The organism is Phyllobacterium trifolii (assembly GCF_014192095.1).
Taxonomy (GTDB): Bacteria; Pseudomonadota; Alphaproteobacteria; order Rhizobiales; family Rhizobiaceae; genus Phyllobacterium; species Phyllobacterium trifolii.
This window is the reverse complement of record NZ_JACHXN010000043.1, coordinates 1-23,004: the sequence shown is the minus strand read 5'-3', so window position 1 is coordinate 23,004 and position 23,004 is coordinate 1. Positions and strand designations below refer to the sequence as shown.

Annotated in this window: 18 protein-coding genes, 1 tRNA gene, 2 rRNA genes and 1 riboswitch; of the genes, 9 read left to right on the top strand and 12 right to left on the bottom strand. The window is 57.2% G+C overall.

The genetic code is table 11. The features are described 5' to 3' along the window. Window positions 1–371 precede the first annotated feature (371 nt). Complete coding sequence (locus FHS21_RS29615; protein ID WP_162702121.1) at window positions 372–1,184, top strand: alpha/beta hydrolase; 813 nt, start codon at window positions 372–374, stop codon at window positions 1,182–1,184. Between the two features lie 123 nt (window positions 1,185–1,307). Here FHS21_RS29615 and FHS21_RS29610 read toward each other — a convergent pair whose 3' ends face one another. Both FHS21_RS29610 and mobC read right to left on the bottom strand, forming a co-directional pair. Next, a complete protein-coding gene (locus tag FHS21_RS29610) occupies window positions 1,308–4,208 on the bottom strand; it encodes an LPD7 domain-containing protein (protein ID WP_183665670.1) in 2,901 nt (966 codons plus the stop codon). Further along, complete coding sequence (gene mobC, locus FHS21_RS29605) at window positions 4,201–4,593, bottom strand: plasmid mobilization relaxosome protein MobC (RefSeq protein ID WP_162702119.1); 393 nt, start codon at window positions 4,591–4,593, stop codon at window positions 4,201–4,203. The genes FHS21_RS29610 and mobC overlap by 8 nt, the downstream gene beginning before the upstream one ends. Before the next feature lie 289 nt (window positions 4,594–4,882). On the opposite strand from mobC, the gene ssb reads away from it, so the two are divergent. The 5 genes from ssb (at window position 4,883) to FHS21_RS29580 (ending at window position 8,497) form a co-directional block, all read left to right on the top strand. Next, on the top strand, window positions 4,883–5,347 hold the full coding sequence (ssb, locus tag FHS21_RS29600; protein ID WP_183665668.1) for a single-stranded DNA-binding protein: 465 nt from the start codon (window positions 4,883–4,885) through the stop codon (window positions 5,345–5,347). Between the two features lie 136 nt (window positions 5,348–5,483). Further along, window positions 5,484–5,924, top strand: coding sequence for a MerR family transcriptional regulator (locus FHS21_RS29595; protein WP_112532240.1), 441 nt, complete (start codon window positions 5,484–5,486; stop codon window positions 5,922–5,924). After that, window positions 5,914–6,489, top strand: coding sequence for a PIN domain-containing protein (locus tag FHS21_RS29590; protein ID WP_112532239.1), 576 nt, complete (start codon window positions 5,914–5,916; stop codon window positions 6,487–6,489). The genes FHS21_RS29595 and FHS21_RS29590 overlap by 11 nt, the downstream gene beginning before the upstream one ends. Before the next feature lie 243 nt (window positions 6,490–6,732). Next, window positions 6,733–6,942, top strand: coding sequence for a cold-shock protein (locus tag FHS21_RS29585; RefSeq protein WP_112532238.1), 210 nt, complete (start codon window positions 6,733–6,735; stop codon window positions 6,940–6,942). Window positions 6,943–7,435: 493 nt separating this feature from the next. Further along, entirely contained in the window at window positions 7,436–8,497 is a 1,062-nt protein-coding gene (locus FHS21_RS29580; RefSeq protein WP_112532237.1) for a GSU2403 family nucleotidyltransferase fold protein, read from the top strand. Window positions 8,498–8,550: 53 nt separating this feature from the next. On the opposite strand, the gene gcvP is transcribed toward FHS21_RS29580, so the two are convergent. From gcvP to FHS21_RS29560, 4 genes are all read right to left on the bottom strand, one after another. Next, a complete protein-coding gene (gene gcvP, locus FHS21_RS29575; protein WP_183665666.1) occupies window positions 8,551–11,349 on the bottom strand; it encodes an aminomethyl-transferring glycine dehydrogenase in 2,799 nt (932 codons plus the stop codon). Between the two features lie 6 nt (window positions 11,350–11,355). Continuing rightward, window positions 11,356–11,724, bottom strand: coding sequence for a glycine cleavage system protein GcvH (gene gcvH / locus FHS21_RS29570; RefSeq protein WP_112532235.1), 369 nt, complete (start codon window positions 11,722–11,724; stop codon window positions 11,356–11,358). Window positions 11,725–11,729: 5 nt separating this feature from the next. Further along, window positions 11,730–12,833, bottom strand: coding sequence for a glycine cleavage system aminomethyltransferase GcvT (gene gcvT, locus FHS21_RS29565; RefSeq protein WP_112532234.1), 1,104 nt, complete (start codon window positions 12,831–12,833; stop codon window positions 11,730–11,732). 156 nt (window positions 12,834–12,989) lie between these two features. Further along, a riboswitch (glycine riboswitch) is annotated at window positions 12,990–13,088 on the bottom strand. Between the two features lie 126 nt (window positions 13,089–13,214). Further along, complete coding sequence (locus FHS21_RS29560; RefSeq protein ID WP_183665664.1) at window positions 13,215–14,264, bottom strand: adenylate/guanylate cyclase domain-containing protein; 1,050 nt, start codon at window positions 14,262–14,264, stop codon at window positions 13,215–13,217. Window positions 14,265–14,464: 200 nt separating this feature from the next. Here FHS21_RS29560 and FHS21_RS29555 point away from each other — a divergent pair, with 200 nt between their 5' ends. After that, window positions 14,465–15,454 carry an ATP-binding cassette domain-containing protein gene (locus tag FHS21_RS29555; protein ID WP_112532232.1) on the top strand — a complete coding sequence of 330 codons (990 nt, stop codon included), beginning with the start codon at window positions 14,465–14,467 and terminating at the stop codon, window positions 15,452–15,454. Further along, complete coding sequence (locus FHS21_RS29550; protein ID WP_376772242.1) at window positions 15,451–16,260, top strand: ABC transporter permease; 810 nt, start codon at window positions 15,451–15,453, stop codon at window positions 16,258–16,260. Before FHS21_RS29555 ends, FHS21_RS29550 begins: the two co-directional genes overlap by 4 nt. A gap of 33 nt (window positions 16,261–16,293) precedes the next feature. On the opposite strand, the gene FHS21_RS29545 is transcribed toward FHS21_RS29550, so the two are convergent. The 3 genes from FHS21_RS29545 to FHS21_RS29535 are packed head-to-tail and all read right to left on the bottom strand — an operon-like array spanning window position 16,294 to window position 20,750. Beyond that, the gene (locus tag FHS21_RS29545) at window positions 16,294–18,690 is read right to left on the bottom strand and encodes an aldehyde dehydrogenase family protein (RefSeq protein ID WP_162702118.1); all 2,397 of its coding nucleotides are present in this window, start codon (window positions 18,688–18,690) and stop codon (window positions 16,294–16,296) included. Window positions 18,691–18,701: 11 nt separating this feature from the next. After that, the gene (deoC, locus tag FHS21_RS29540) at window positions 18,702–19,706 is read right to left on the bottom strand and encodes a deoxyribose-phosphate aldolase (protein ID WP_162702116.1); all 1,005 of its coding nucleotides are present in this window, start codon (window positions 19,704–19,706) and stop codon (window positions 18,702–18,704) included. Window positions 19,707–19,754: 48 nt separating this feature from the next. Continuing rightward, window positions 19,755–20,750, bottom strand: coding sequence for a sugar-binding transcriptional regulator (locus FHS21_RS29535; protein WP_112532230.1), 996 nt, complete (start codon window positions 20,748–20,750; stop codon window positions 19,755–19,757). Window positions 20,751–20,948: 198 nt separating this feature from the next. Between FHS21_RS29535 and FHS21_RS29530 the strand changes: the two genes are divergently transcribed. Continuing rightward, window positions 20,949–21,887, top strand: a complete 939-nt coding sequence (locus tag FHS21_RS29530; protein ID WP_112532229.1) for a threonine/serine dehydratase — start codon at window positions 20,949–20,951, stop codon at window positions 21,885–21,887. Window positions 21,888–22,135: 248 nt separating this feature from the next. Here FHS21_RS29530 and FHS21_RS29525 read toward each other — a convergent pair. From FHS21_RS29525 to FHS21_RS29515, 3 genes are all read right to left on the bottom strand, one after another. Next, window positions 22,136–22,212, bottom strand: a tRNA-Met gene (locus FHS21_RS29525). Between the two features lie 267 nt (window positions 22,213–22,479). Beyond that, window positions 22,480–22,594: ribosomal RNA gene (gene rrf / locus FHS21_RS29520) — 5S ribosomal RNA — on the bottom strand. A 336-nt stretch (window positions 22,595–22,930) separates the two neighbouring features. Further along, window positions 22,931–23,004: ribosomal RNA gene (locus FHS21_RS29515) — 23S ribosomal RNA — on the bottom strand; the annotation flags it as partial.

Genomic DNA, 23,004 nt, shown 5'->3' with positions numbered 1-23,004 from the left:
TCGATCTGGGAGTAGGTGCGTTCCATGGGCAAGTCCTTGCGCGTGATAAACCATTGTTATCTATCGCAAGTCGCGCTTCATCCTTGAACCCACCCCGGCTACACAGGAAAGTTGCATAAGCTTAATTATGGAACTTCTATTACCGCCTCTGTGGCATCGATTAAGGGGCGGCTTTATGCAAGTCGCGATTATTCGACGTTGACCTTACCTGCTCCCAGGGTGAAGCTGTCTATTCTGAAAAAATGCCGTGCATTTGGCCCTTCCGATGTTCAGGCCAAGGACGACGCGGTTCCGATTTATTAGGAACGGGTCGAGTTTGCAGCTGAAGAGGTTCTTGACTTTTGACCGACCCTGCTGATGGACATCTTGTCCTGAGCGCCACAAAGCTCCTGCTGACCTTGTCGCTGATGGCGGCCTTCGCCTACGTGTCGCTCGTCGGCCTGATGTATCTTTCACAGCGCACCCTCCTCTATCCCGGCGCCGGCGCGACACTTGCTCCTGAGGCCGCGAGCTGGGGAGAAAACGTATCCATCCGGACGCCCGACGGGGAGACACTTCATGGTCTCTACAGCCAGGGTGAATCCGGCAAGCCGTCGGTGCTGTTCTTCCTCGGAAACGCTGACCGAGTCAGCAACTACGGCTTCCTCGCCCAGGCGCTGGCCGCGCGGGGCGTTGGCCTCCTAGCGATTTCCTATCGCGGCTATCCGGGATCGACCGGCTCGCCAAGCGAGAACGGGCTATTGACTGACGGTATTGCTGCGTTCGACTGGCTTTCGGTTCGCTCCGAAAGCGAGATCGTTGTGCTAGGCCAGTCGCTGGGCAGCGGCGTCGCCGTCGACACGGCCGGTCAAAGGCCGGCTATCGCCGTCATCCTTGTGTCCGCCTATCTATCGGTCCTGTCGCTCGCCCAGACGTATTACCCGTATTTCCCGGTTCCGCTTCTTCTCAAGGATCCCTTCCGCTCAGATCTCAAAATAGCGAAGGTGAGGCAACCGAAGCTGTTCATCCACGGTCGGCATGACGACATCATCCCGCTGTATTCGGGCGAGGCGCTATATCGCATCGCGCCTGAGCCTAAACAGATGCTGATTTACGAAAGCTTTGGTCACAATGATGTTTGGGATGACCGCTTGGTCGGTGACGTCATCCACTTCCTGGAGGCGATGAAAAGAGACATCATCTAAAGCCCCAGGTTCGAAGTTCTCGGCAGGAAAAATTTCAAGACAAAGATGGGCCGCATTCGCAATGCGAACCCTGTTGGAGTGTCCCGATCGGCATAGGAAAATCGATCGGGATAGGTAGGGCATCTATTGCTTCTGGCGATGCACCTTCTTTTGCGACTCGACCTTCTCGATTTCGCGTTTTCCCTTCAGGAGTTCCGCCTGGTCCCGTGCCAAGCGTTCGACCTCCAGTGATTGATTGACATCGGCCGGCATTGGCCGTGTTGGATCGAGCTCAACCGCGTTTTCAGCGCGCCGCGCTGCACCGGCCTCGGACTGTGTGCGATAGGCGTGATCATCGCTGCCGCCACCGTCGAACGGCTTCTCGTTGGTTTGCGTTGACGTGTCTGCCTGACGGGTTTCACGGACAGCTTCGTTCTCTGTCCTTACGCGAATAGTATCGAGAGCAAGGCTGATTTCGGCCTCCGTGCGAAGGGGTTTTTCCACCGCCTGCGCAGCCGGCTGCGCCGGTGGCAACACCTGCCCCTCGGTCGGTACAACTGGCTTCTCGATAGTGCCGGCAGCGAAGCCCGGAGGCTCGGTCCCCAGGCGCTCGAGACGGGCGGTCTCGTGCTTGAGCTGAAACTGCAGTTCGGGGTTGGCGATCTGGAAACCATGCTCGGCCGCAAGCTCGACAACAAGCGCTTTATAGCTGTTGGTACCGGTAACGGTCAGACTGCCCCATTTTTCGGCCGACACCTTCATGGCGGCAAGCATCGCTTGCCGGTCCTTCCATTCGTGGATCTCCACCTTTTTGCCGGTATCGACAAAGGCGGTCTTGCCAATCTCGCTATCTTCGTGAAGGCGGGAATAGCGGATGGTTTCGCCGCGTTTTTCGGACACGAAATTGCCAAAGTCGTGTCGCTTCGGCTCGACATATTTGTCACCTTCGACGGATCCGCGTTTGCGTTCGATGTTCTCCTGAGCGGCAATCATATCACGCTGATTTGCCTCAAGCTTCTTTCGAACCGCGGCGAGCTCCGGCAACTTGTCTGCCGGCAGGTTCTGTTCAACGATATTAAGCTGTGTATTCATGTCGTCGAATGTGGCTCTCATCGTCTGCAAATTGGCCATGTCGTTTCTCTCTCCTGTCGTATCAATAGGACGGGGCGTGGCGCGCTGCGCCGCTCCCATAACGGCTCTCGTCGCGCGGTCTTTGAATTCCAGGATTGTTGCTGGGGCAGGCTGGTCGAGCGGCTTGCGGTGTGCGGCAAGTTCCGGACTGACAACGAACTGATTAAAGGCATCGGTGTGTGCGGGTTTTAGTCCGGACAGCTGCGTCGGCGACACGTCAATATAGGATACGCTGCCGCCCGTACGTTTTGCCATGCGCGTGGCCGCTTCGCGGTCGCGGGTGAACAGTGGCGCACTTGTTAATGCGGCGCCCGGGCGATCGGCACGGTAAAGGCGGGTTGCGCCCGCCGCCAGGACCGGTTCCAAGCTCTGTTTCGCAGTGATCGCCTCGACCTCGCGCCAGCCCTGAAGTGCGGCACTCGCCCGCTGCTTTCCCTCTTCGCGGACCGGCACATGGACGGCACGGTCACGCACCGCATCAACACGCCGGCGCACATTGTCCGGCGCAATGCCGCGCTCAACACGGCGGATATCTTTCAGCTTGTAGCCGGGCGGATTGGCGCGTTCGAAACGGCTGAGCGCTTCCATCGGGATATGGCGCTCGCGAGCCTCATGTGCCAGCGTCTCGCGCCAGCGCTGCAAATCCGGGATCTTCGGGTCAAGCCGCTCGCCGGTCTCGGCCTTCATTTTGACGACGGCGTGAATGTGGCTGTGTTGACGGTCCTCATGCAGGGCAAAGGCGTATTTGTGACCGGCAAACTCTCGCGCCAGCATGGCGCGTGCCGCCTCAACAAAGGCTCGGCTGTCGGTACCGGGCTTGGCGCTCAAAATGATATGGGCGACATCACGTTGCTCCTGGCTGCGCAGATCCCGCTTCCAGTCGCGGGCTTCCTTCAGATTGGCGTCATGGCCGATCAACGTGCTGCTCCCGGCAAAGCTGCCATTCCTTTCCAGGCGCATGGTTTGCGCCACTCTGGTTCCGCCGCGGGTCAACTGGGTGAGATAACGGGCTGTACCCTCAACGCCGTGGGCAAAGCCATGCACGTCCAGATCGGTGTCTGTACCGAATGACTGGTCAAGGCGCTCCTCCAGCTGCGACAGTGATTTGCGGTTGTCGAAAATGCGCATGGCCTTGGCGGTCTCGCCCTGACGGCGGGCCGCGGCGCTCATCACCAGATCGACATGCGTGGTGCCGTCCGCCCTGTCCTCCGCAGCAAAGGCAAAGCGATGACCGGGCAAGGCGTGTCTCAAGCCGGCTTCAATGGCGGAGAGCCCCGCGCCGCCCCGATAGTGTTCCCCCTCAATGGTGAGGGTCAGCCGCAGAACATCCTTGGTCGGCTCGCGCTCCGGCCCCGCATTGGTCCATTCAGTTGCCAATGCCGCCACCCCTTCGGACCCTGCAATCTTGCTGCCGTTTTCACGCTCAAGCGGCAGCTCGCCGCCCCGGCTCTGGTATTGAACCAAGGCGCGAACGCGGCTGCCGCCAGCGGCATAACTGGCAATCTTGACCACGGCCGCCTGCGATCCTGACGCCACCCGCACCCTCGCATTGAGGTTGTCTGCGGCAGGTCTTGCGGTGAAAGCCGAAGCGTCACCCGCTGCCCCAGGTCTGGCTTCGGATCCGGTGCGTGACACGCCCGTTCCGCCACCGCCGCCAGCCACCTGCAGAAAACGGCGCTTCTCCCATTCGTCATTGAGCGAGGCGTCGATTGGACCAAACCCCGTCCGCGGCTTGCCGCCGGTGCGTGGTTTTCCGCTCGGCGATCCCGATACTGCCGGGCTCTTGTTGCGTCTCTTCGGCTTGGGCTTGTTACCGATTCCGCCCACCTGGATGAGGGTCGCTTCGATCGCGGCCTGACGACGCGATCGGCGCCGAAAGGAAAGCGCCTCGAGGCCGGCAAACAGATCAGCCATGATCGATTGTTACCTGCCGCTTGGCGCGTTTGCGGGCTCTGGCACACAGGGAAACATAGTCCTCATCCTGAGCGATCAGCTCTTGCGTGAGACGGCCGATGCCAGCCTGCAGCGTAGCGTAGTCCGGCGTGCGACCGGAGTTGAGAATGCGCGCAATCTGGTTGATGTTGACGCCGATCGACCGCAACTGTTTGGCATAATCCAAAACGGCATTTCGCGTTTCGCCATCGAATGTGGGGCCAAAACCACCCGCCTCCCGCGCCATGCGCCGCAAGGTTTCGCTCGCCGTCAGGCCGTTTTCGTCGCAGAACATCCGGAAACGCAGGTTCTCGTCCTGGCTGAGACGTGCATGGATGACGTGAGTCTTGACCTTGTTCCTCGACACTGACCGTCTTCCTTCGCTTAATTCACGTTCCGGGCACCCATCGGGTGACTGCCGGAACGACTTTAAGCCCGCCCGGCAGGGGCACACGGACATTTCGTATCACGAAAAGTCCTATCCTGCCATCCCAATACCCTATCATTTTTCTTTTTTCTATTGTGATTTCAATATGTTATGGGTTTTCAATTGCTATAGGCAATTTAAATGGAACAGAGCGGTAAGGCATTGTAAATCGCATAACTCACTGACCGTTTTGAGACGGGTATGCGTGGTCTAGCTCCATTAAAATCGCTTGCATTTACTCATCGGCAACCTCGGTGCTGATTCGGAAATCCGCCCTTTGGGCAGCGGAGATGCCGTTGCCAATCTTCGCATTGCCACCTCTGAAAGCTGGCGTGACAAGGCGAGCGGCGAACGCAAGGAAAAAACCGAGTGGCATAGTGTTGTTATCTTCAATGACAACCTTGCCAAGCTTGCTGAACAGTATCTGAAAAAGGGCATGAAGGTCTATCTGGAAGGCACCTTGCAGACTCGCAAGTGGCAGGACCAGAAAGGCAATGACCGTTACACCACCGAAATAGTCCTGCAGAAATTCCGCGGCGAATTGAAGATTCTCGACAGCAGCAAGGATGGTGCGGAGAGCAATCCTGCTGATGAAGAGAAAAACGTCGATAGCGGCAGGTTTGGCGAACAGCCAGCCGGCAGCGATTACAGCAGTAATTTCGAACGCGACCTCGATGATGAAATTCCGTTCTAGAGTGGTGCTGGATCGGAGCACGGTAACGCACCTTATATAGGACCAACAACGAACTCGAGCCACTAGACATTTAAGGCTTTCAGTTATTGCAGTTAGATCACCATTGTCGTATATAAGTCGATTATGGAGATAACCGATGACCACCCAGATTTTACAATTTAGGAAGCTTCAGGACCACGACCGGAAGCAGATTGGCTTTGTCCCAGGCAAGGGCAGTGAGGTTGAATTGCGCCTTCGAACCGGATCAAAAACTACGGAAACCGTAGCTTTGCCCCGTGAAGTCAACGAAATAATCGAAGTTCTATTGGATCACTTGGCTCGCGGAGAGGAAGTCGCGATCCTGACTGAGGACCAAGAGTTGAGCCCCAATGATGTTTCCCGTGTTCTTGGAATTTCTCGCCCTTTGGTCGTGCATAGGATGGAAATTGGGGATCTTCCGTTTCGCTATGTTGGCAAACACCGGCGTGCAAAACTTCGAGATGTTCTGGCGCTCAAGTCAAAGATTGATGCTCAACAATCCGCTCTTGACGCACTAGCAAACGATACCGAAGAACTCATGCGCGATCATGCCCTTTAACCCTCAGGTTGCAATTTATGACGCCTGCGTTCTTTATCCATTTCACCTCCGCAATCTCCTGATTTATTGTGCTGTCGATCGGTTAGTGGACGCGCGCTGGACCGACGAGATTCATGATGAATGGATCAGAAATCTGATAGCTAACACGCCAGAGCTTTCGGAAGAGCGCCTGACAAAAACACGGAAACTAATGAACGCCGTACTACCTGATGCTACAGTGTCGGGCTATGAAAACCTCATTCCTGGCATTGCACTTCCGGACCCGGACGATCGGCACGTCGTGGCTGCGGCGATTAGGGCAGGCGCATCTCAGATCGTAACTTGGAACGTTCGGGATTTCCCCTCGAAAGAACTCTCCAAGCACGGATTAGCAAGGAAGACGCCTGACCAATTTCTGATCGACCTTTATTCTCAATGGCCTGAAGCTGTCCTCGCCGTAACCGCAAACGCCAGACGAAATTTGCGGAAAACAGGGCTGTCGGCAGCCGAATTTATAGTCTCTCTGAAGCGACAAAAACTAACTCGTTTTGTTGACGAAATCGAAAAACACATAGCTGATCTTTGAGGTGTAGCCGTAGCTGTCCCCACGTAAGCAGATTGAGGAAGCCTTGTCTCTTATTTGGAGGACATCGAGAGCCGTTGCGGGTTGCCAAAGGGTCACCTCAATTCAAGAGGTTGTAAAGTTTGTTCCTCGACTTCGGCACGATAACGAATAGTGGTCTGCACCAAATTCTCCTCGGTACGCTGCGGCTTGATCCTTTATCCCACCCTCGATAAGTTGTCGTTTCCAACAGAGGGGAAGCGAAGAATGGCTACAGGTACAGTGAAATGGTTCAACTCCACAAAAGGGTTTGGTTTTATTCAGCCTGACAGCGGCGGTGCTGATGTATTCGTACATATATCAGCCGTCGAGCGCGCTGGATTGCGTGGGCTCAACGACGGACAGAAAATCAGCTACGAAATGGTTCAGGATAAAAAATCAGGCAAGATGTCGGCTGATCAATTAAGCACCGACTAATCGGAACGTCCTCTGCGTGGTAACCCAAAGGGCTGGGCAATGTGTCTGGCCCTCTTTGAGACCCTGTTGGAAAAAAAGCCGGGAAGGGGAAGAATTCACATGGAATTGCCGAGTGTCCACACACGAGAAAACGCGTGATTGTCCTGGATACTGAAACCACGGGTCTTTGGTAGGCGGATGCCTTGGTGCTAAAAGAGCCCGTGCTTGACTAGTCTTTCCTTAACCACTTGATTTTGTTAACTAAAATCCATAAGTTTAATTATGAAAGTCACTATGAAATCAGGCCGGCCTTCAAGCCACTCAGATCGTAGTATATGTGCTTCGTCGTTAGAGTTGGCGGAAGTGGGCCCAATGCGATGAAAAGCCTCACATTATCCCTCTGTGAGCATAATTTTATCAGACTAGGGATAATGCGTTGTAAATCAGCATTTTAATCTCCAATAGATATGATATTATCCCTTTCACGCTTCATTCGTTTCCTAATAGGGATAAGATGAGTAAATTCAATGAATTATCATCAGAACAGATTCGCCAGCACATCGATACTGCGCAGGCCTACGAGGTCTATCGGACTAGCCTGAAGGAATATGAGCAGCGCTTTTCCGGGTCGATGTCGTGGAAGAAAAGCACGAACGATAAGGAATATCTCTACAAAAAAACCAGTGGAATATGGAAGTCCCTGGGCGCCCGATCGCCTGAGACCGAGACGATCTATAACCAGTTCCACGCCGGCCGTGACAACTCCAAGGAACGCGTAGCGCGTCTGGCACAACGTCTGGATGAGTTGGCTCCGGTAAATCGGGCCATGGCTTTGGGTCGTGTACCGCTTTTGACGGCACGTATCATCCGTGCGCTCGACAAGCTCGGTCTCATCGGCACGGCCGTTGATGTTGTCGGCACCAATGCGCTGTTTGTCTATGAACGCATGGCTGCCGTTCACATCACCAGCGGATTGCTTTCGACGCAGGATGTCGACCTCTTGATGGATTCGCGGTTCAGCCTGCGGCTGATAACCAAGGATTTTTCCCACAAGGGATTGATCGGCCTTCTGCAGAAAATCGACCATTCCTTCGTGCCTTTGGCAAAGAACGGCTATAGGGCAGCGAACCGGGACGGTTTTCTTGTGGACCTCATCAAACCCGTACCGAAAGACGTCATGTCATCAAAAGAAAAGACACGTTTCAGCGCTGATGCCGACGATCTGCAGGCGATCGAAATCGAGGGGCTATCCTGGCTGGTCAACAGTCCGAAAACGCAGGCTGTAGTAATCGATGAGCGAGGCTACCCGTTGGCCTATTCTTGTCCAGACCCCCGGGCCTTCGCGCTGCATAAATTGTGGTTGTCACGGCGTGTCGATCGCGATGCGGCCAAGCGTATGCGGGACGGACAGCAAGCACGGATCGTCGCCGAACTTATCTCCAAGCAACTGCCGCATCTTTCCTTTGAATCCAACGACTTGCAGGCCTTACCGCTGGCATTGCGTCAGCTGGCAACGGAACTCGTTCCCGTCAAGGGCAACAGCAATGAAGAATTGCACCTCACACCAAACTGGTGACTGAAGTGCTGAGGCGCCGGGATACGTCCCAGCGCCGCAGCAATGGTCAAGATTTAGCTATAAGCCTGCATCGGCGGGCAAGAGCAAACCAGATTACGGTCGCCAGCAACATTGTCGATGCGCGAAACCGGAGGCCAGTATTTCGGGTTGTCTTCGCTTTCGCCAGCCGGCAGGCTTGCCTCGCTGCGGCTGTAAGGATGTGACCAATCATCGGCCAGAACGTCACTGGCAGGATGGGGTGCGTTGACCAGCGGATTATCGTCCTTTGGCCACTCACCGCTCGCGACTTTTGCCGCCTCGTTGGCAATGGCAATCATCGCGTCGCAGAACCGGTCGATCTCACGTTTCGATTCCGACTCGGTAGGTTCGACCATCAGCGTTCCAGCAATCGGCCAGGACATGGTTGGCGCGTGAAACCCATAGTCGATGAGCCGTTTGGCGATGTCTTCGACGCTGATCCCAGCGCTGTCCTTCAATACCCGCGTATCGAGGATACACTCATGCGCCACACGGCCATTGCGCCCCTGGAATAGCACGGGATAGGTATCCTTCACCCGTTCGGCAATGTAATTGGCATTGAGGATTGCCATTTCCGTGGCACGCTTCAATCCGTCGCCGCCCATCATGCGGATATACATCCACGTAATCGGTAGAATCGAGGCGCTACCAAACGGTGCAGCCGACACCGCATGCCCTGAACCGTTAGCGACATGCCCAGGCAGGAATGGTGCCAAGTGCTTTTTGACACCGATTGGCCCTACACCCGGGCCGCCTCCGCCATGCGGAATGCAGAAGGTCTTGTGCAGATTCATATGACAAACATCAGCACCGATATCGCCGGGACGAGCCAGACCAACCAGCGCATTAAGGTTGGCGCCATCGAAATAAACCTGTCCGCCATGGCCGTGGATAACCGCGCAAATATCTTTCACGCCCTCCTCGAACACACCATGCGTCGAGGGGTAGGTGATCATCAGCGCTGCGAGGTTTTCACTGTGCATCTGAGCCTTGGCCGTCAGATCGTCGAGATCGATATCACCCGCTTCTTCACAGGCAACGACGACCACGCGCATGCCTGCCATGTGCGCGCTGGCCGGGTTGGTGCCATGCGCCGATTCAGGAATGAGGCAGATATCGCGATGATCGTCACCGCGGTCGAGATGGTAGCGGCGGATGGCAAGCAAGCCCGCATATTCGCCTTGACTGCCTGCATTCGGCTGCAGGGAAACCGCATCGAATCCGGTAATCTCGGACAGCCACGCTTCAAGATCATCCGTCAGCGATTTATACCCGAGCGCGTGATCGGCTGGCGCAAATGGGTGCACGTTGGCAACGCTTTGCCAGCTGACGGGCAGCATTTCTGCCGCAGCGTTGAGCTTCATCGTACAGGAACCCAGCGGGATCATGGCGCGGTCAAGTGCCAGGTCCTTGTCGGCAAGCCGGCGCAGGAAACGCATCATCTCGGTTTCGGAACGCTGCTGATGAAACACGGCCTGGGTCATGAACCCTTCAGCCTGTCTCGTGCTAGGCAGCTTTACGCCGGGATCATTCGGCAAGCTTGCACCGAACAGCGCTGCAAGTGCGCTGAGGTCCCCGTCCGTTGTGGTCTCGTCAACGGTAATGCCGAGTCGGTCCTGATCAATGACCCGGAGCAAGCGCCCGCCCTTTTCGGCACCGTCAGCAATGGAAGCCGCCCTGCCGGGGACACCGACCGTTATCGTATCGAAGAAGCGTTCGCCGCCAAGCTGGAGGCCGGCAGCCTCAAGTCCCGCTGCAAGACGCGCAGCTCTTGCATGAACTTGGGCTGCGATAGCCTGAAGTCCTTGCGGGCCATGCCAGATGGCGAAGGACACCGCCATATTGGCAAGCAGTGCCTGCGCGGTACAGATATTCGATGTCGCCTTATCGCGGCGGATATGCTGTTCGCGGGTCTGCAAGGCAAGGCGGTAACCCGGTCGTCCCTTGCTGTCTACCGACTGGCCAACCAGACGTCCCGGAATAAGCCGGGTAAGATTTTCGCTCACTGCGAGATATGCTGCATGCGGTCCACCATAGCCGATCGGAACACCGAAACGCTGCATGGAACCAGCGGCAATGTCCGCGCCAAGCGAAGCGGGGGAAGCTGTGATCGTCAGTGCGAGGGGATCCGCGACTGCAATAACCAGCGCGCCGGCTGCTTTTGCAGCCTTGATGATCGCCGAGTGATCGCCGTAGACGCCATAGGTGTCAGGCCACGGCACGATGACCGCCGCTACGCTGGCATCGATCTCGCCGCCGTTCACGCTCATGCCAAGAGGCTCGGCGCGGGTCCTGACCACATCGAGAATCTGCGGATGCACCTCTCCGGCAAGCACGATGCGGTTGCGCTTTTCGCGATGGTGACGGTAGGCGATGCCAACGGCTTCCGCTACTGCGGTCGCCTCATCCAGCAGCGATGCGGATGCAACCGGCAAGCCCGTCAATTCTGCAACTAGCGTCTGGAAATGGAACAGCAACTCGAGCCGTCCCTGACTTATCTCTGACTGGTAGGGCGTATAGGCCGTGTACCACGCGGGGTTTTCAAAAAGATTGCGCTGGATGACCGCAGGGACGTGCGTGCCGTGATAGCCCTGCCCGATGAAGCTCTTATGGGTTTTGTTCTGACCCATCTTGAGGCTAAGTTCTACCAGTGCTTCCGCCTCATTGGCAGCTTCGGGAATGTTCAGCGGCCGTTCCAGACGAATGGATTTCGGTACAGCCTGTGAAATCAGCGTTTCCAGCGAGGGAATGCCTAGTGCCGCCAGCATTGCGCGCGAACCCTGTATGCTCGGGCCGATATGGCGGTCGGAAAACGGAAAAATGCCTTTATTCATGATCGATCAACCAATAATCGCTTTGTAACCGGCTTCGTCAAGCAAACCGGTCAACTGGTCCGTGTCGGACAATTTCATCTTCCATAGCCAGCCATCGCCGGTTGCCGAGGAATTGACCAGCGCGGGATCACTTGCTGTCGCTTCATTGACTTCGGTCACTTCGCCGTCCAGCGGCGCATAGACATCCGAAGCCGCCTTGACCGATTCCACCACAACAGCGGCATCGCCCTTCGACAAGGATTGACCGACATCCGGCAATTGAACGAAGACGAGATCGCCGAGTTGGTCCTGCGCATGATCGGTAATGCCGACGGTGGCGATGCCATCCTCGACGCGGACCCATTCGTGATCTTCGGTAAAATAAGTGGCTGCCATCTGAATTATCCTTTGTGATAGCGGTGTGGAGTGAAGGGAAGTGAATGAACGTGGAGCGCAATGCGGTTACCGCGCACTTCAGCGAAAACCTGGGTACCGATGGGGCCGAAATCCTTGCCGACATAGCCCATCGCAACAGGAAAGCCTGCCGAGGGCCCGAAACCGCCCGATGTCACCACACCGACCACATTGCCGTGGATATCGACCAGAATGGAATCAGACCGCACCGGCTGGCGGCTATCGGGTTTCAGACCCACGCGTTTTCGTGCCGCGCCCTTGGTGATCTTGTCGAGCAGAGCTTTGGCGCCGATGAACCCTGCCTTTTCACGCACTGGCTTGGAGATCGCCCAGGTAAGACCTGCATCGACGGGATCTATCTCCGGCGTGATATCATGGCCGTGCAGGCAGAGGCCGGCCTCCAGTCGCAGACTGTCACGCGCGGCGAGGCCAACCCACGCCACGCGTTCGTCTGCAAGAAGCGCGGTCACGAGTTCGCGCGCATCATCTGCTGGCAGGCCGATCTCGAAACCGTCCTCGCCCGTATAGCCCGAGCGGCTCATGAACCAGCCAGGCTTCGGCTCGAAGCCATGCATGAATGCAAGCTCTGTTCCGGGAACTCCGGCCACACGCAGCACATCCACCGCTTGCGGTCCCTGAATTGCCAGGAATACGCGATCGAGCGCATTGATCCTGCAGTCAAAGCCTTTCGCAACGTCGCGCAAATGCGCTTCGTCAGCGGCTGCATTGCCGGCATTGGCGACGACCATGAAATGGTCTCCGCCCAATCTCGTGACAATCAGATCATCGAGAATTCCCGCCTGCTCGTTGAGGAAGAATGTATACTTGGATTGCCCTGTAGCCAGGGCATCTGCATCTAACGGGCAAATATGGGAAAGCAGCGCCGCTGTTCCGGGTCCTGCAATATCGAACAGCTGCATGTGCGAGATATCGAACAGCCCGGCTTTCTCGCGCGTATGCAGATGCTCTTTCATCACCCCCAACGGATAGGTGATGGGCATGGACCAGCCCGCAAACCCGCCAAAGCGCGCACCGGCGGCTTTATGCAGATCGTCAAGCGGCAATGATTTCAGGTTTTTTTCAGCGCCCATTTTTACTCCAGAGTCGTGCAAAGATCCCCGCCACAAGGACGGACCGCTTCTTTGCCCCTCTGTCGGAAGCCTGAGAGACTCGCGCAGCTTAGGACTTGCGTCCGGCTGCACTTACACCTTCGGCGCGAGGTTTCCCTCGACTTTCCAGAGTTGTCTTATCCTTTTGCGGTTCTTGCTACCTGAGAGATTTCGGGCGATTTCCCCTTCGGTGGACCTGCACATTGCTGTGCAAAGACACTCTCCCGCAAATTGACAGGGCCCTTGATTCTAAATCGAAGACCCTCGACGAAGGAGACCATATCGCACCGCACAAGCGCTGTCACCGCCCAATCCGCCGATTTGACGCTTTGTGGACAGAAATTGTCGAGGGCAGAATATACGTTAGGCACTCCGAGCCACCAGCTTTAGCGCAAGGTCCTTCTCCCGCGTCAGCGCCATGACGCCGAGCGACTGTCCCCTGCCCTTCAGCGCATGCTGGCCGAGATATTCGGCTTTGATGTCGCCGGAAAAATCCAGGCGTTTCGCCAGATCACTCGAAATCAATATCGGCACGCCGAGTGCACGGCACAAGCCTTCCAGACGTGCTGTCGTATTCACGGTATCGCCAAAATATGCGATCTTGTGGTGATCCACTCCGACTTCTGCGGTGACAATGGGCCCGCCATGCAGAGCTATGCGCAGACGCGGCACCTGGCCGAATTTCTGCAGCCATTTATCAGCGTCGGCCTCGATCGCGTCCACGATCGCGAACGCACACTTCACGCAATTATCTTGTCTCAACCCGCGCGCCATCGGCCAGGTTATAATCGCCGCATCACCAATATAATCGTCAATGGTGCCTCGATACTGTCGTACCGGTTTGGCAAAAGCCGTAAAAAGTGCGCTGAGAAACCGTTGCGCGCGCAGATCCCCGAATTCCTCGGCAAAAGACGTAGATCCGACAAGATCGATGAACAGGAACACCCGCTCTTCTTCGATGGGTTTGCGGTATCGGCCAAGAAGCAGGCTGGCGAAGACGTCACGGCCGAGCAGTTCGCGGACGCGGGTAACACAACTGAGGATCAGCGACACCCCGATCGTGTAAAGCAAGATATCCGCCGGCAAAATGACGGCCTCCTGCCAAGTTATAGCCTTGAGACGCCCCAAGGACCAAAGCAGACCGCCACAGGCCGCGAAAGCCACGCTGACCATCAGATAGAAAACGAGAAGGGAGAAAATAATATAGGCCGGGGTCGAAAGAGATGTAACCCAGGCGTTCAGACGCGGCAGCAGCAGTCCCCGCTCAAAGGCAATGACCGGAACACAGACAAACAGGGCAAAAACGGCGCCAATCAGCGACCAGTCATCATAGAATATCGCGCCATAAATCACGCCGCTTACGGCGATAGCGCACAAAACGAATATCCAGAAGCCGAAGGAGTATCTGTTCATTGTCCCGGCCCCAACGCGCCCATCATTGAATTTATATCCATCTGACAGGTCGAGATATAACCGATTCTCGTACGAACTATGGCGGAGCGGTGTCATTTTGACATGCAGTTATAGCGTTGCTATCAGTATCGCCTCACGCTCGCAGCCAATTGCCGCCGTTTCAAGTCGACGAAATTTGTAAGTGGAGAAGGATTGCAATTATGCATGACACTTCGCGGAAAGAGGCCAGCGTTGCAGCAATCGAAGCGCGCGGCCTCTCAAAGCATTTCGGCGATGTTCGTGCCGTGGATGGCATAGATCTCGACGTACCTCGCGGCATGATCTTCGGCATCCTCGGTCCGAACGGTGCCGGCAAGACCACATTGCTGCGCATGCTGGCGACGCTGCTGCCGCCCGATGCAGGCTCTGCGAAGGTACTGGGTTTTGATCTCAAGCAGTCTCCGCACGAGATACGCGGTTCCATCGCCATGACCGGGCAGTTTGCCTCGCTTGACGAAGATCTGACCGGACGTGAAAACCTGATCCTGCTGGCGCGGTTATGGGGATTTCGCGGTCAAGCCGTAAAGCAGCGGGCAGACGATCTTCTCACCGCCTTCGATCTTGCAGATGCCTCCGCCAAACAGGTCAAGGATTATTCCGGCGGTATGCGGCGCCGGCTGGATATCGCGGCCTCGCTCGTGGTTACGCCGGGCGTCTTGTTCCTCGACGAGCCGACGACCGGGCTCGACCCCATGGCGCGCAAGAGCGTCTGGCGCATGATCCGCTCACTCTCCGAGGCAGGCGTAACCATTCTTCTCACGACGCAATACCTGGAGGAAGCCGACCAGCTTGCCGCGCGCATCGCCGTGATCGATCACGGCAAGAAAATCGCGGAAGGCACGAGCCGTGAGCTCAAGGCGGCAACGGGGTCGGGCTTCCTGCACCTGACATTGGTCGATGCAACACGTATCGAGGAAGCCGAACGTCTGCTGGAGGAAATAACCGGCAGCAAAGTGCAACGCAGTTCTGAAGGCGCGGCGCTGTCACTGATGGTTGATACGCCGCAAAACGCCAATCGGGGTCTGGCCGCATTGATCGCCGCAAATATTGAACTTGCCGATTTCTCGATGGGCGCGCCCAGCCTCGACGAGGTGTTCTTCGCTTTGACCGGGCACATCACCGAAAACCAGCCTTCTCCGGGAGAAGCATGATGGATAACGAAACCGCAACGACTTCGCTCATCTATGCCGACCGTCCGGCCCAGCCTTCGGCGGTGTCCAATGCGCTCGTCTTTGGCTGGCGCGCCGTGCTGAAATTCAAACACGTCCCGGAACAGCTCTTTGACCTGGTCATGACGCCGATCATGTTCACCCTGTTGTTCACCTTCGTGTTCGGCGGCGCTCTTTCAGGTTCTACAGCGGCCTATCTGCAATATTTTCTTCCCGGCATTCTGGTGCAGACCGTGGTGTTCAATTCGATGTACTCCGGCATGGGGCTGAGCACCGATCTCGGCAAGGGTCTGTTCGACCGGTTCCGTTCATTGCCGATCTGGTCGCTGTCACCCTTCGCCGGCCTGATGGTGGGCGACATCCTGCGCCATCTGATTGCTTCGCTGCTTATCCTGTTCATCGGCATCCTCCTCGGTTACAGGCCGGAAGGCGGCATCATAGGCGTCATCGAAGCGCTCCTCCTGCTAGTGGTGATCGGGTTTGGGTTCGGCTGGATATTCCTGGTGCTCGGGCTGGTCATGCGTACGCCCAGCACTGTCATGACGATGGCCTTTACTGGCATTATGCCACTGGTCTTCGCCTCGAACATCATGGTTGATCCCGCGACCATGCCGGGCTGGTTGAGGGTCTTCGTCGATGTCAATCCGGTGTCGCTGATGACGACTGCCATGCGCGGTCTGATGGCCGGAAATGCGACCGCCGCCCAGCTCGGCGCTGCGCTTATAGCGCCAATATTACTGACTATAACTCTCGCGCCGCTGACGCTTTGGCTCTACCGCCACAAATAAACGACGATAGAGAGCCGCAAGCGCTGGCCGATTTTACTCGCCATAGGGAACCCAGATGTTCTTCACCTGCACGGCGCGTCGCAGATAGTCTTTGCCCTGGCCTTGAGGACTGAGCCAATCGCGTTGGCGTCCATTACTGACCCATGTCGCCTTGAGATTCCCGCACGAAGCCTTCTCCACCATCGTGCTTCCCTCCTTCGAGCCGACATACCAGATCGCATCGACCTCATCATGCTCGGCCAATGTTCTAGCCAGAACATCGCGCTCGCCGGTAACGATGTTGACCACGCCGCCCGGAAGGTCTGACGTGTCGATCACCTGATAGAGACTGGTTGCCAATAGCGGATGCCGCGTCGAGGGCACGGTGACCACGCGGTTGCCCATGGCAATCGCCGGCAAGACCAGAGATACGAACGACAGCAGCGGCAATTCGTCGGGGCACACGATACCCATGACACCCCAAGGCTCGTTCATCGCCAATGTCACATGGCGTGATTTGGTCGAATGAACCGCACCATCATATTTGTCTGCCTGGGCAGCGTAGTAGAAGATGCGGCGGAGCGCGACGGCAAACTCCTCGGCTGCAGCCTTTGCCGAAACGCCGGTACTTATCGCCAGCAGTTCCTCGAATTCGGCCTGACGCGCGCTCAGGTTTTCGCCGAGGTAGTACAGCACCTGGGCGCGGTTATGCGCTGTCGCGCCACCCCATGTGCCGGCTTTGGCCGCCGCCTCGACGGCGTTGCGAATGTCCTTGCGGTTGCCGAGTCCGGCCTGGCCAATGACCTGTTCGCCCTTGCCCAGCACCGAATAGCTGTAACCGCCGTCCGGACGCGCCTGCTTGCCGCCGACATAGTTCTTCACCGTGCGGTCGATTGTGCCGCCGGCCGCGACCTTCGCATCTCCATCAGGTGCCGCTGAAGGCTTGAACGCCGGTTCCGATTTTGCCAGCGGCAGCCGCTTTTCCCAATCGGCTGTCAGATACTCATAGAGTCCCTCACGGCCACCTTCACGGCCAAAACCACTTTCGCGGTAACCGCCGAAACCGGCGCCGGCATCGAGCAGGTTGGTCGAGTTGATCCAGACGACACCGGCCTTGACACGAGCAGCCATATCGAGCGCAAGATTGATATTCTCCGACCAGATCGATGCGGCAAGCCCGTACTTCGTGTTGTTGGCAAGCGCTATGGCCTCGTCCGGGGTGCGGAAGGTGGTCGCCGTGGCGACTGGACCAAAGATTTCGACTTCGCAGACCGTTGACGCAGGTTCGACATCGGTGAAGAAGCCGGGGGCAAAATAGCTGCCCTTGGCGGGCAGTGTAACCGGTGCCTGCCACAACGTGCCGCCCTCAACCTTGCCCCGCTCGACCAGTGCCGAAACGCGTTTCAACTGCCCTGCCGAGACAAGCGCGCCGATATCCATGGTCTTGTCCAGCGGATCGCCGACGCGCAGCGTCTCCATGCGCTTGCGCAGCTTGTTGTAAAACCGTTCCGCGATACCTTCCTGCACGAGGATGCGCGAACCGGCGCAGCAGACTTCGCCCTGGTTGAACCAGATGGCATCGACGACACCTTCCACCGCCCCGTCCATGTCCGCATCTTCGAAGACGATGAACGGCGACTTGCCGCCGAGCTCCAGCGACAGCTTTTTCTCCGAGCCGGCGATCTGTTCGCGAATGATGCGGCCAACTTCGGTCGAACCAGTAAACGCGACCTTGTCGATATCCTCGTGGCCGCAAATCAGTGCGCCGGTTGAACCATCGCCATGCACGATATTGACAACACCGGCAGGCAGGCCAATTTCATGGCAAACTTCGGCAAAGGCAATTGCCGTCAGCGGCGTCAATTCCGCCGGCTTGAGGACGACCGTGTTACCGGCTGCCAACGCCGGAGCGATCTTCCACGCCAGCATCAACAGCGGGAAATTCCACGGGATCACCTGCCCGCACACGCCGACCGGAGAGAAGCCTTCGAACTCGGTCTCGACCATCTCGCCCCAGCCGGCATGGTGGTAAAAATGCCGGGCAACAAGCGGGATATCGATGTCGCGTGTCTCGCGAATGGGCTTGCCATTGTCCATGGTCTCGAGCACCGAGAAGAAGCGCTCACGCTTCTGGATATGGCGGGCGATGGCATAGAGATATTTGGCGCGCTCATGGCCCGGCAATTTGGACCACTTGCCGAAGGCAGCGCGTGCGGCCTTGACAGCAGCGTCGACATCCTCGGCCGTGCCGTTGGCAACCTTTGCCAGCACTTTTGCGTTGGCCGGATTGATCACTGCGAAGGTCTTCAGGCCTTCACTGCCGGTAAATTTGCCATTGATGAAATGACCGAAGCCCTTTTTGTTGGCATCGAGCCATGCCTGAACGTCAATATTGCTCTCCGGAGCTGGGCCATATTCCATGGTGCGAAGGATGTCCTTGATCTGTCCCATGATTTTGTTCCTTAAGCGAGGGCGTGGCGCGAAGACGCGGCGTAGCGGCCCGTCACATAATGTTCCAGCTGCCGTTCGATATCGCCGAGCATCGAACTCGCACCGAGGCGGAAAAGCTCAGGCTGCATCCATGGCAGGCCCAGTTCTTCCTTCATCAGGATCAGCCAGTTCATCGCGTCCTTGGCGGTCTTCATGCCGCCTGCCGGCTTGAAGCCGACAGTCTGGCCCGACAATTCGCCATAGTCGCGCAAGGCGCGCAGCATGATCAGGCTGACTGGAAGCGTGGCATTCACTTCCTCCTTGCCCGTCGATGTCTTGATGAAATCGGCGCCGGCCTGCATCGCAACCATCGAAGCGCGATAGACATTGCGCAGCGTGTTAAGATCGCCGGTCGCCAGGATCGCCTTCAGATGTGCATCGCCTGCGGCTTCCCGCATCTGCGCGATCTCATCGTACAGCGCTGACCAGTTCTGGGTCAGCACGTGTTCGCGCGTGATGACGATGTCGATTTCAGCGGCCCCCTCACCCACAGCATAGTGGATCTCGGCAAGGCGCTGCGGCAGCGGCGTGAGGCCAGCGGGGAAACCAGTTGCCACCGAGGCCACAGGTATGCCGGACCCCTGCAATGCCTTCACCGCATGCGGCACCATTGTCGGATAGACGCAAACAGCACCCGTCGTGATGTTCGCATCGGCCAAGCCAAGAGCCTCGAGTATATCCTCCCGCACCGGACGCCTTGCCTTGGCGCAAAGCCGATGGACGCGACCCGCCGTGTCGTCGCCGGCAAGCGTGGTCAGATCGATGCAGGTGATCGCCTTTATCAGCCAAGCCGCCTGATATTCCTTCTTCACTGTCCGGCGCGTCGTCAGCGTCGCAGCGCGGCGCTCCGTGGCCGAGCGGTTGACAGCGATATCGTCAAACCAGTCAAGCGCGAGCTTGGTGCCGGCGTTGCGCGCTAGGGAATGCTGGACTGCCAAGTCCGTCCCTTTTGATACCAAAATATCCTGGCGGTTCATGCGCGATCCTTCCTGTGATCGACACGGCAATTCGTCACCTCACGCGTGTCAGACACCATTTCGATTTTCCAATGCATAGAGTGCTGTTGCTTCGTCGGTGATGATGACCGACACATAGCCCGCTTTCAGCGCTGCAACGGCGACCCGTTGCTTGTCTTCACCCGCAACCACGCCGATGGCTTGCTGCTTGGTCTTCAGATGTTCGAGCCGCATGCCCACGGTGCGATCGTCGATAGCCTCGTCGATTATTCTGCCATTCTCATCGACAAACCGCCCAAGTATGTCGCCAACGGCGCCCGCATCCTTCAGCCTGTCCATATCAGCCTCGTCAAGATAGCCGTTGCTGAGTAGTACCGACTGATGGTTGATGCCGCCCATGCTGAAGCACACGACATCCGCCTGCATGGCGAGTTGCAGCACACGCTCGATGATCGGGTCTTCTTCCAGCACCTCGCGCGTGCTTTTCTTGCCGACAATTGCCGGCACCGGCAGCAAGGTCGCGATCCCGTTGGCGGCGCGGGCAAATTCTTCCGCAACCGCGCTTGAATGCGTCGACGTCGAACGCAGATTGGTCGCGCCATTGACCAGCACCACATGCACACCCGGGTTCCAGTTGCTCGGCAAAAATCGCGCAACAGCAGACATGGTGCGGCCCCAGGAAACGCCGATCAGTTCGGATTTCGGTGTGAGCCCGGCAAGATAGGTCGCCGCTGCCTGTGCCACGCGTTCGGTCAATAGCGCAGAATCCGTCATATCCCCGGACGGAACGACAATCGCGTCTTTGAGGCGATATTGCTGCTGCAATCGCACTTCGAGATCAGTCCTGCGCATGACCCTTGGAGTGATCTCGATGCGGACAACGCCAAGCTCCCTCGCCTCGGTCAGCAGCCGGCCGATCTGCCAGCGGGTCAAGCCGAGTTCGGCGGCGATATCGCCCTGTGTCCATTCAAGGTCATAATAAAGCTTGGCGACGCGCACCATCAAATGTTCGCGCTGCTCGTCGGAAGGAAGCCTGTTCGATGATTGGAGGCGAATTTCATTCATAGCTGGGTCACGCCTCCCTTCACGCAAGATTTTAAGACCCGCAAATGTAGTTTTACTGCTCTTTTGTGAATTCGTACTCCCGGACACGATTGGAGTCAATGACGGTTTCATGCGGGTTAGCCAATGATCAATCGTTTGCACTTGCGTCTCAGACTTCGTCACCACTATTCTCCGCACCGTCCTTCAAGCGAGAATCCCATGAACTCCCTGATCACACCTGAACGAATTGCCGAGATAGAGCGGTTGATCCGTCCGCATATCCGTCACACACCAACGTTGCGCGTCGACATGATTGATTTCGGGCTTGCACCGCGTCCGGTCGATCTCAAGCTGGAATATTTGCAGCACTCAGGCTCGTTCAAGGCGCGCGGTGCTTTCACCAATCTCATGACCCGCTCCCTTCCGGAGGCTGGTGTCACGGCAGCATCCGGTGGCAATCATGGCGCTGCGGTCGCCTACGCCGCGATGCGGCTAGGCGTACCCGCAACGATCTTCGTACCGGGCGTCACCTCCCCGGCAAAGGCTGAACGCATCCGCAGCTATGGCGCAGCTCTCGTCATCGGCGGCGATCGCTACGCCGACGCCTTGGCCGCGAGTGAGAAATTTGTCGAAGATAATGGCGCCTTGGCCGTCCATGCCTATGACCAACCCGAGACGCTGCTCGGTCAGGGCACTCTCGCTACCGAGATCGAAGCTGATCTTCCCGGTATAACGACACTCTTGGTTGCGGTTGGCGGCGGCGGGCTGATCGGCGGCATCGCTGCATGGTTCAGAGGCCGGGTGAAAGTCGTCGCCGTTGAACCTGACGGCTCGCCGACACTTCATATGGCACTTCAAGCCGGTCAGCCCGTCGATGCGCCGGCGGAAGGCATTGCCGCCGATTCGCTGGCTCCGAAACAGGTGGGCAAACTGATGTTTCCAATCGCCCAGGCTTTCGTCGACCGCTCGGTGCTCGTCTCTGATGACGATATTCGCTCAGCGCAGCGGGCTCTCTGGGACAAGATACGCATCGTTGCTGAGCCGGGCGGTGCCGCCGCCTTCGCGGCGCTGCTTTCTGGCAAATATGTTCCGGCACCAGATGAGCGGGTGGCAGTTCTCATCTGCGGTGCGAATACAACGGCTGTGAGGTTCGACTGAGGATTTCGGTTGTGTGAGGAACCGCAAACGCAAAAACCCCGCTTGATGCGGGGTTTTTGTTTTTGATGTTCGGCGAATGAGAAGCTGGAATGATGTGCGGGGACAGGATTTGCCCGTTCGGGTGTCAAATCGGTGCACTGGACTGATTTGCCGGCATTGCCGGACGTTGCCCACCCTTCGGGTTCTGAGCCTGGCGAGCAAGGTTGTTTGCGCGATGGGCGCCGATGCGTGTTTTTGTGGGAATGATTTGGTTGCGGGGACAGGATTTGAACCTGTGACCTTCAGGTTATGAGCCTGACGAGCTACCGGGCTGCTCCACCCCGCGCCACCAAGATACGGCAAGGTGCCGCTGCAGCCCGGATTTTTCCGTTTGTCCGGCCTCAAAAGCGAAGAGCGCTTTGTCGAGCCGGACGGGTGCTGCTCCACCCTGCGTCACCATCCGGATTGACCGGATTGTTTGCCGTTTTGCCTGTTTTTGCGTAAGTGCGATCTTACTTTGTTTGACCGGCAAAAGCAAAAGGCCGCATGTGCGGCCTTTTAGAATGTCTGTGTGTTTGTTGTGAGATTTGTTTATGAACGTTGCGTTTGGCAGACCTGGCAGCGACCTACTCTCCCGCGTCTTGAGACGAAGTACCATTGGCGCAGGGGCGTTTCACGGCCGAGTTCGGAATGGGATCGGGTGCAGCCACCCCGCTGTAACCACCAGGTCAGCAAAGCGCAACGTTCACGCATGCGGTTTTTCAGGCGCATGCGATACAAATGAGAAGCTGGAGTTTTTTGGTTTTGATTATATCGCTCACGCACGAGCGCCCTTCGACAAGCTCAGGGCTGTGCTCCGCGAGGGCGTGCCATCCGGCACGACGACCTATCGGTCTGCATGGGTAATTCTTTCTGGACTGTTGCCAGAAGGAGTTCCCGTACAGCACGCTAGTGCGTCGGCCATTGTTGGCCGCGCTGTCGCAGCGCCCGCACCAGAGGTGCGATACGGCGCGTGAGACAAATCCAATTCATCTGACTGCGTCAGATGGATATGAGTAATGAGAATGATCAAGCCAATCGAGCTATTAGTACCGGTAAGCTTCATGCGTTGCCGCACTTCCACACCCGGCCTATCAAC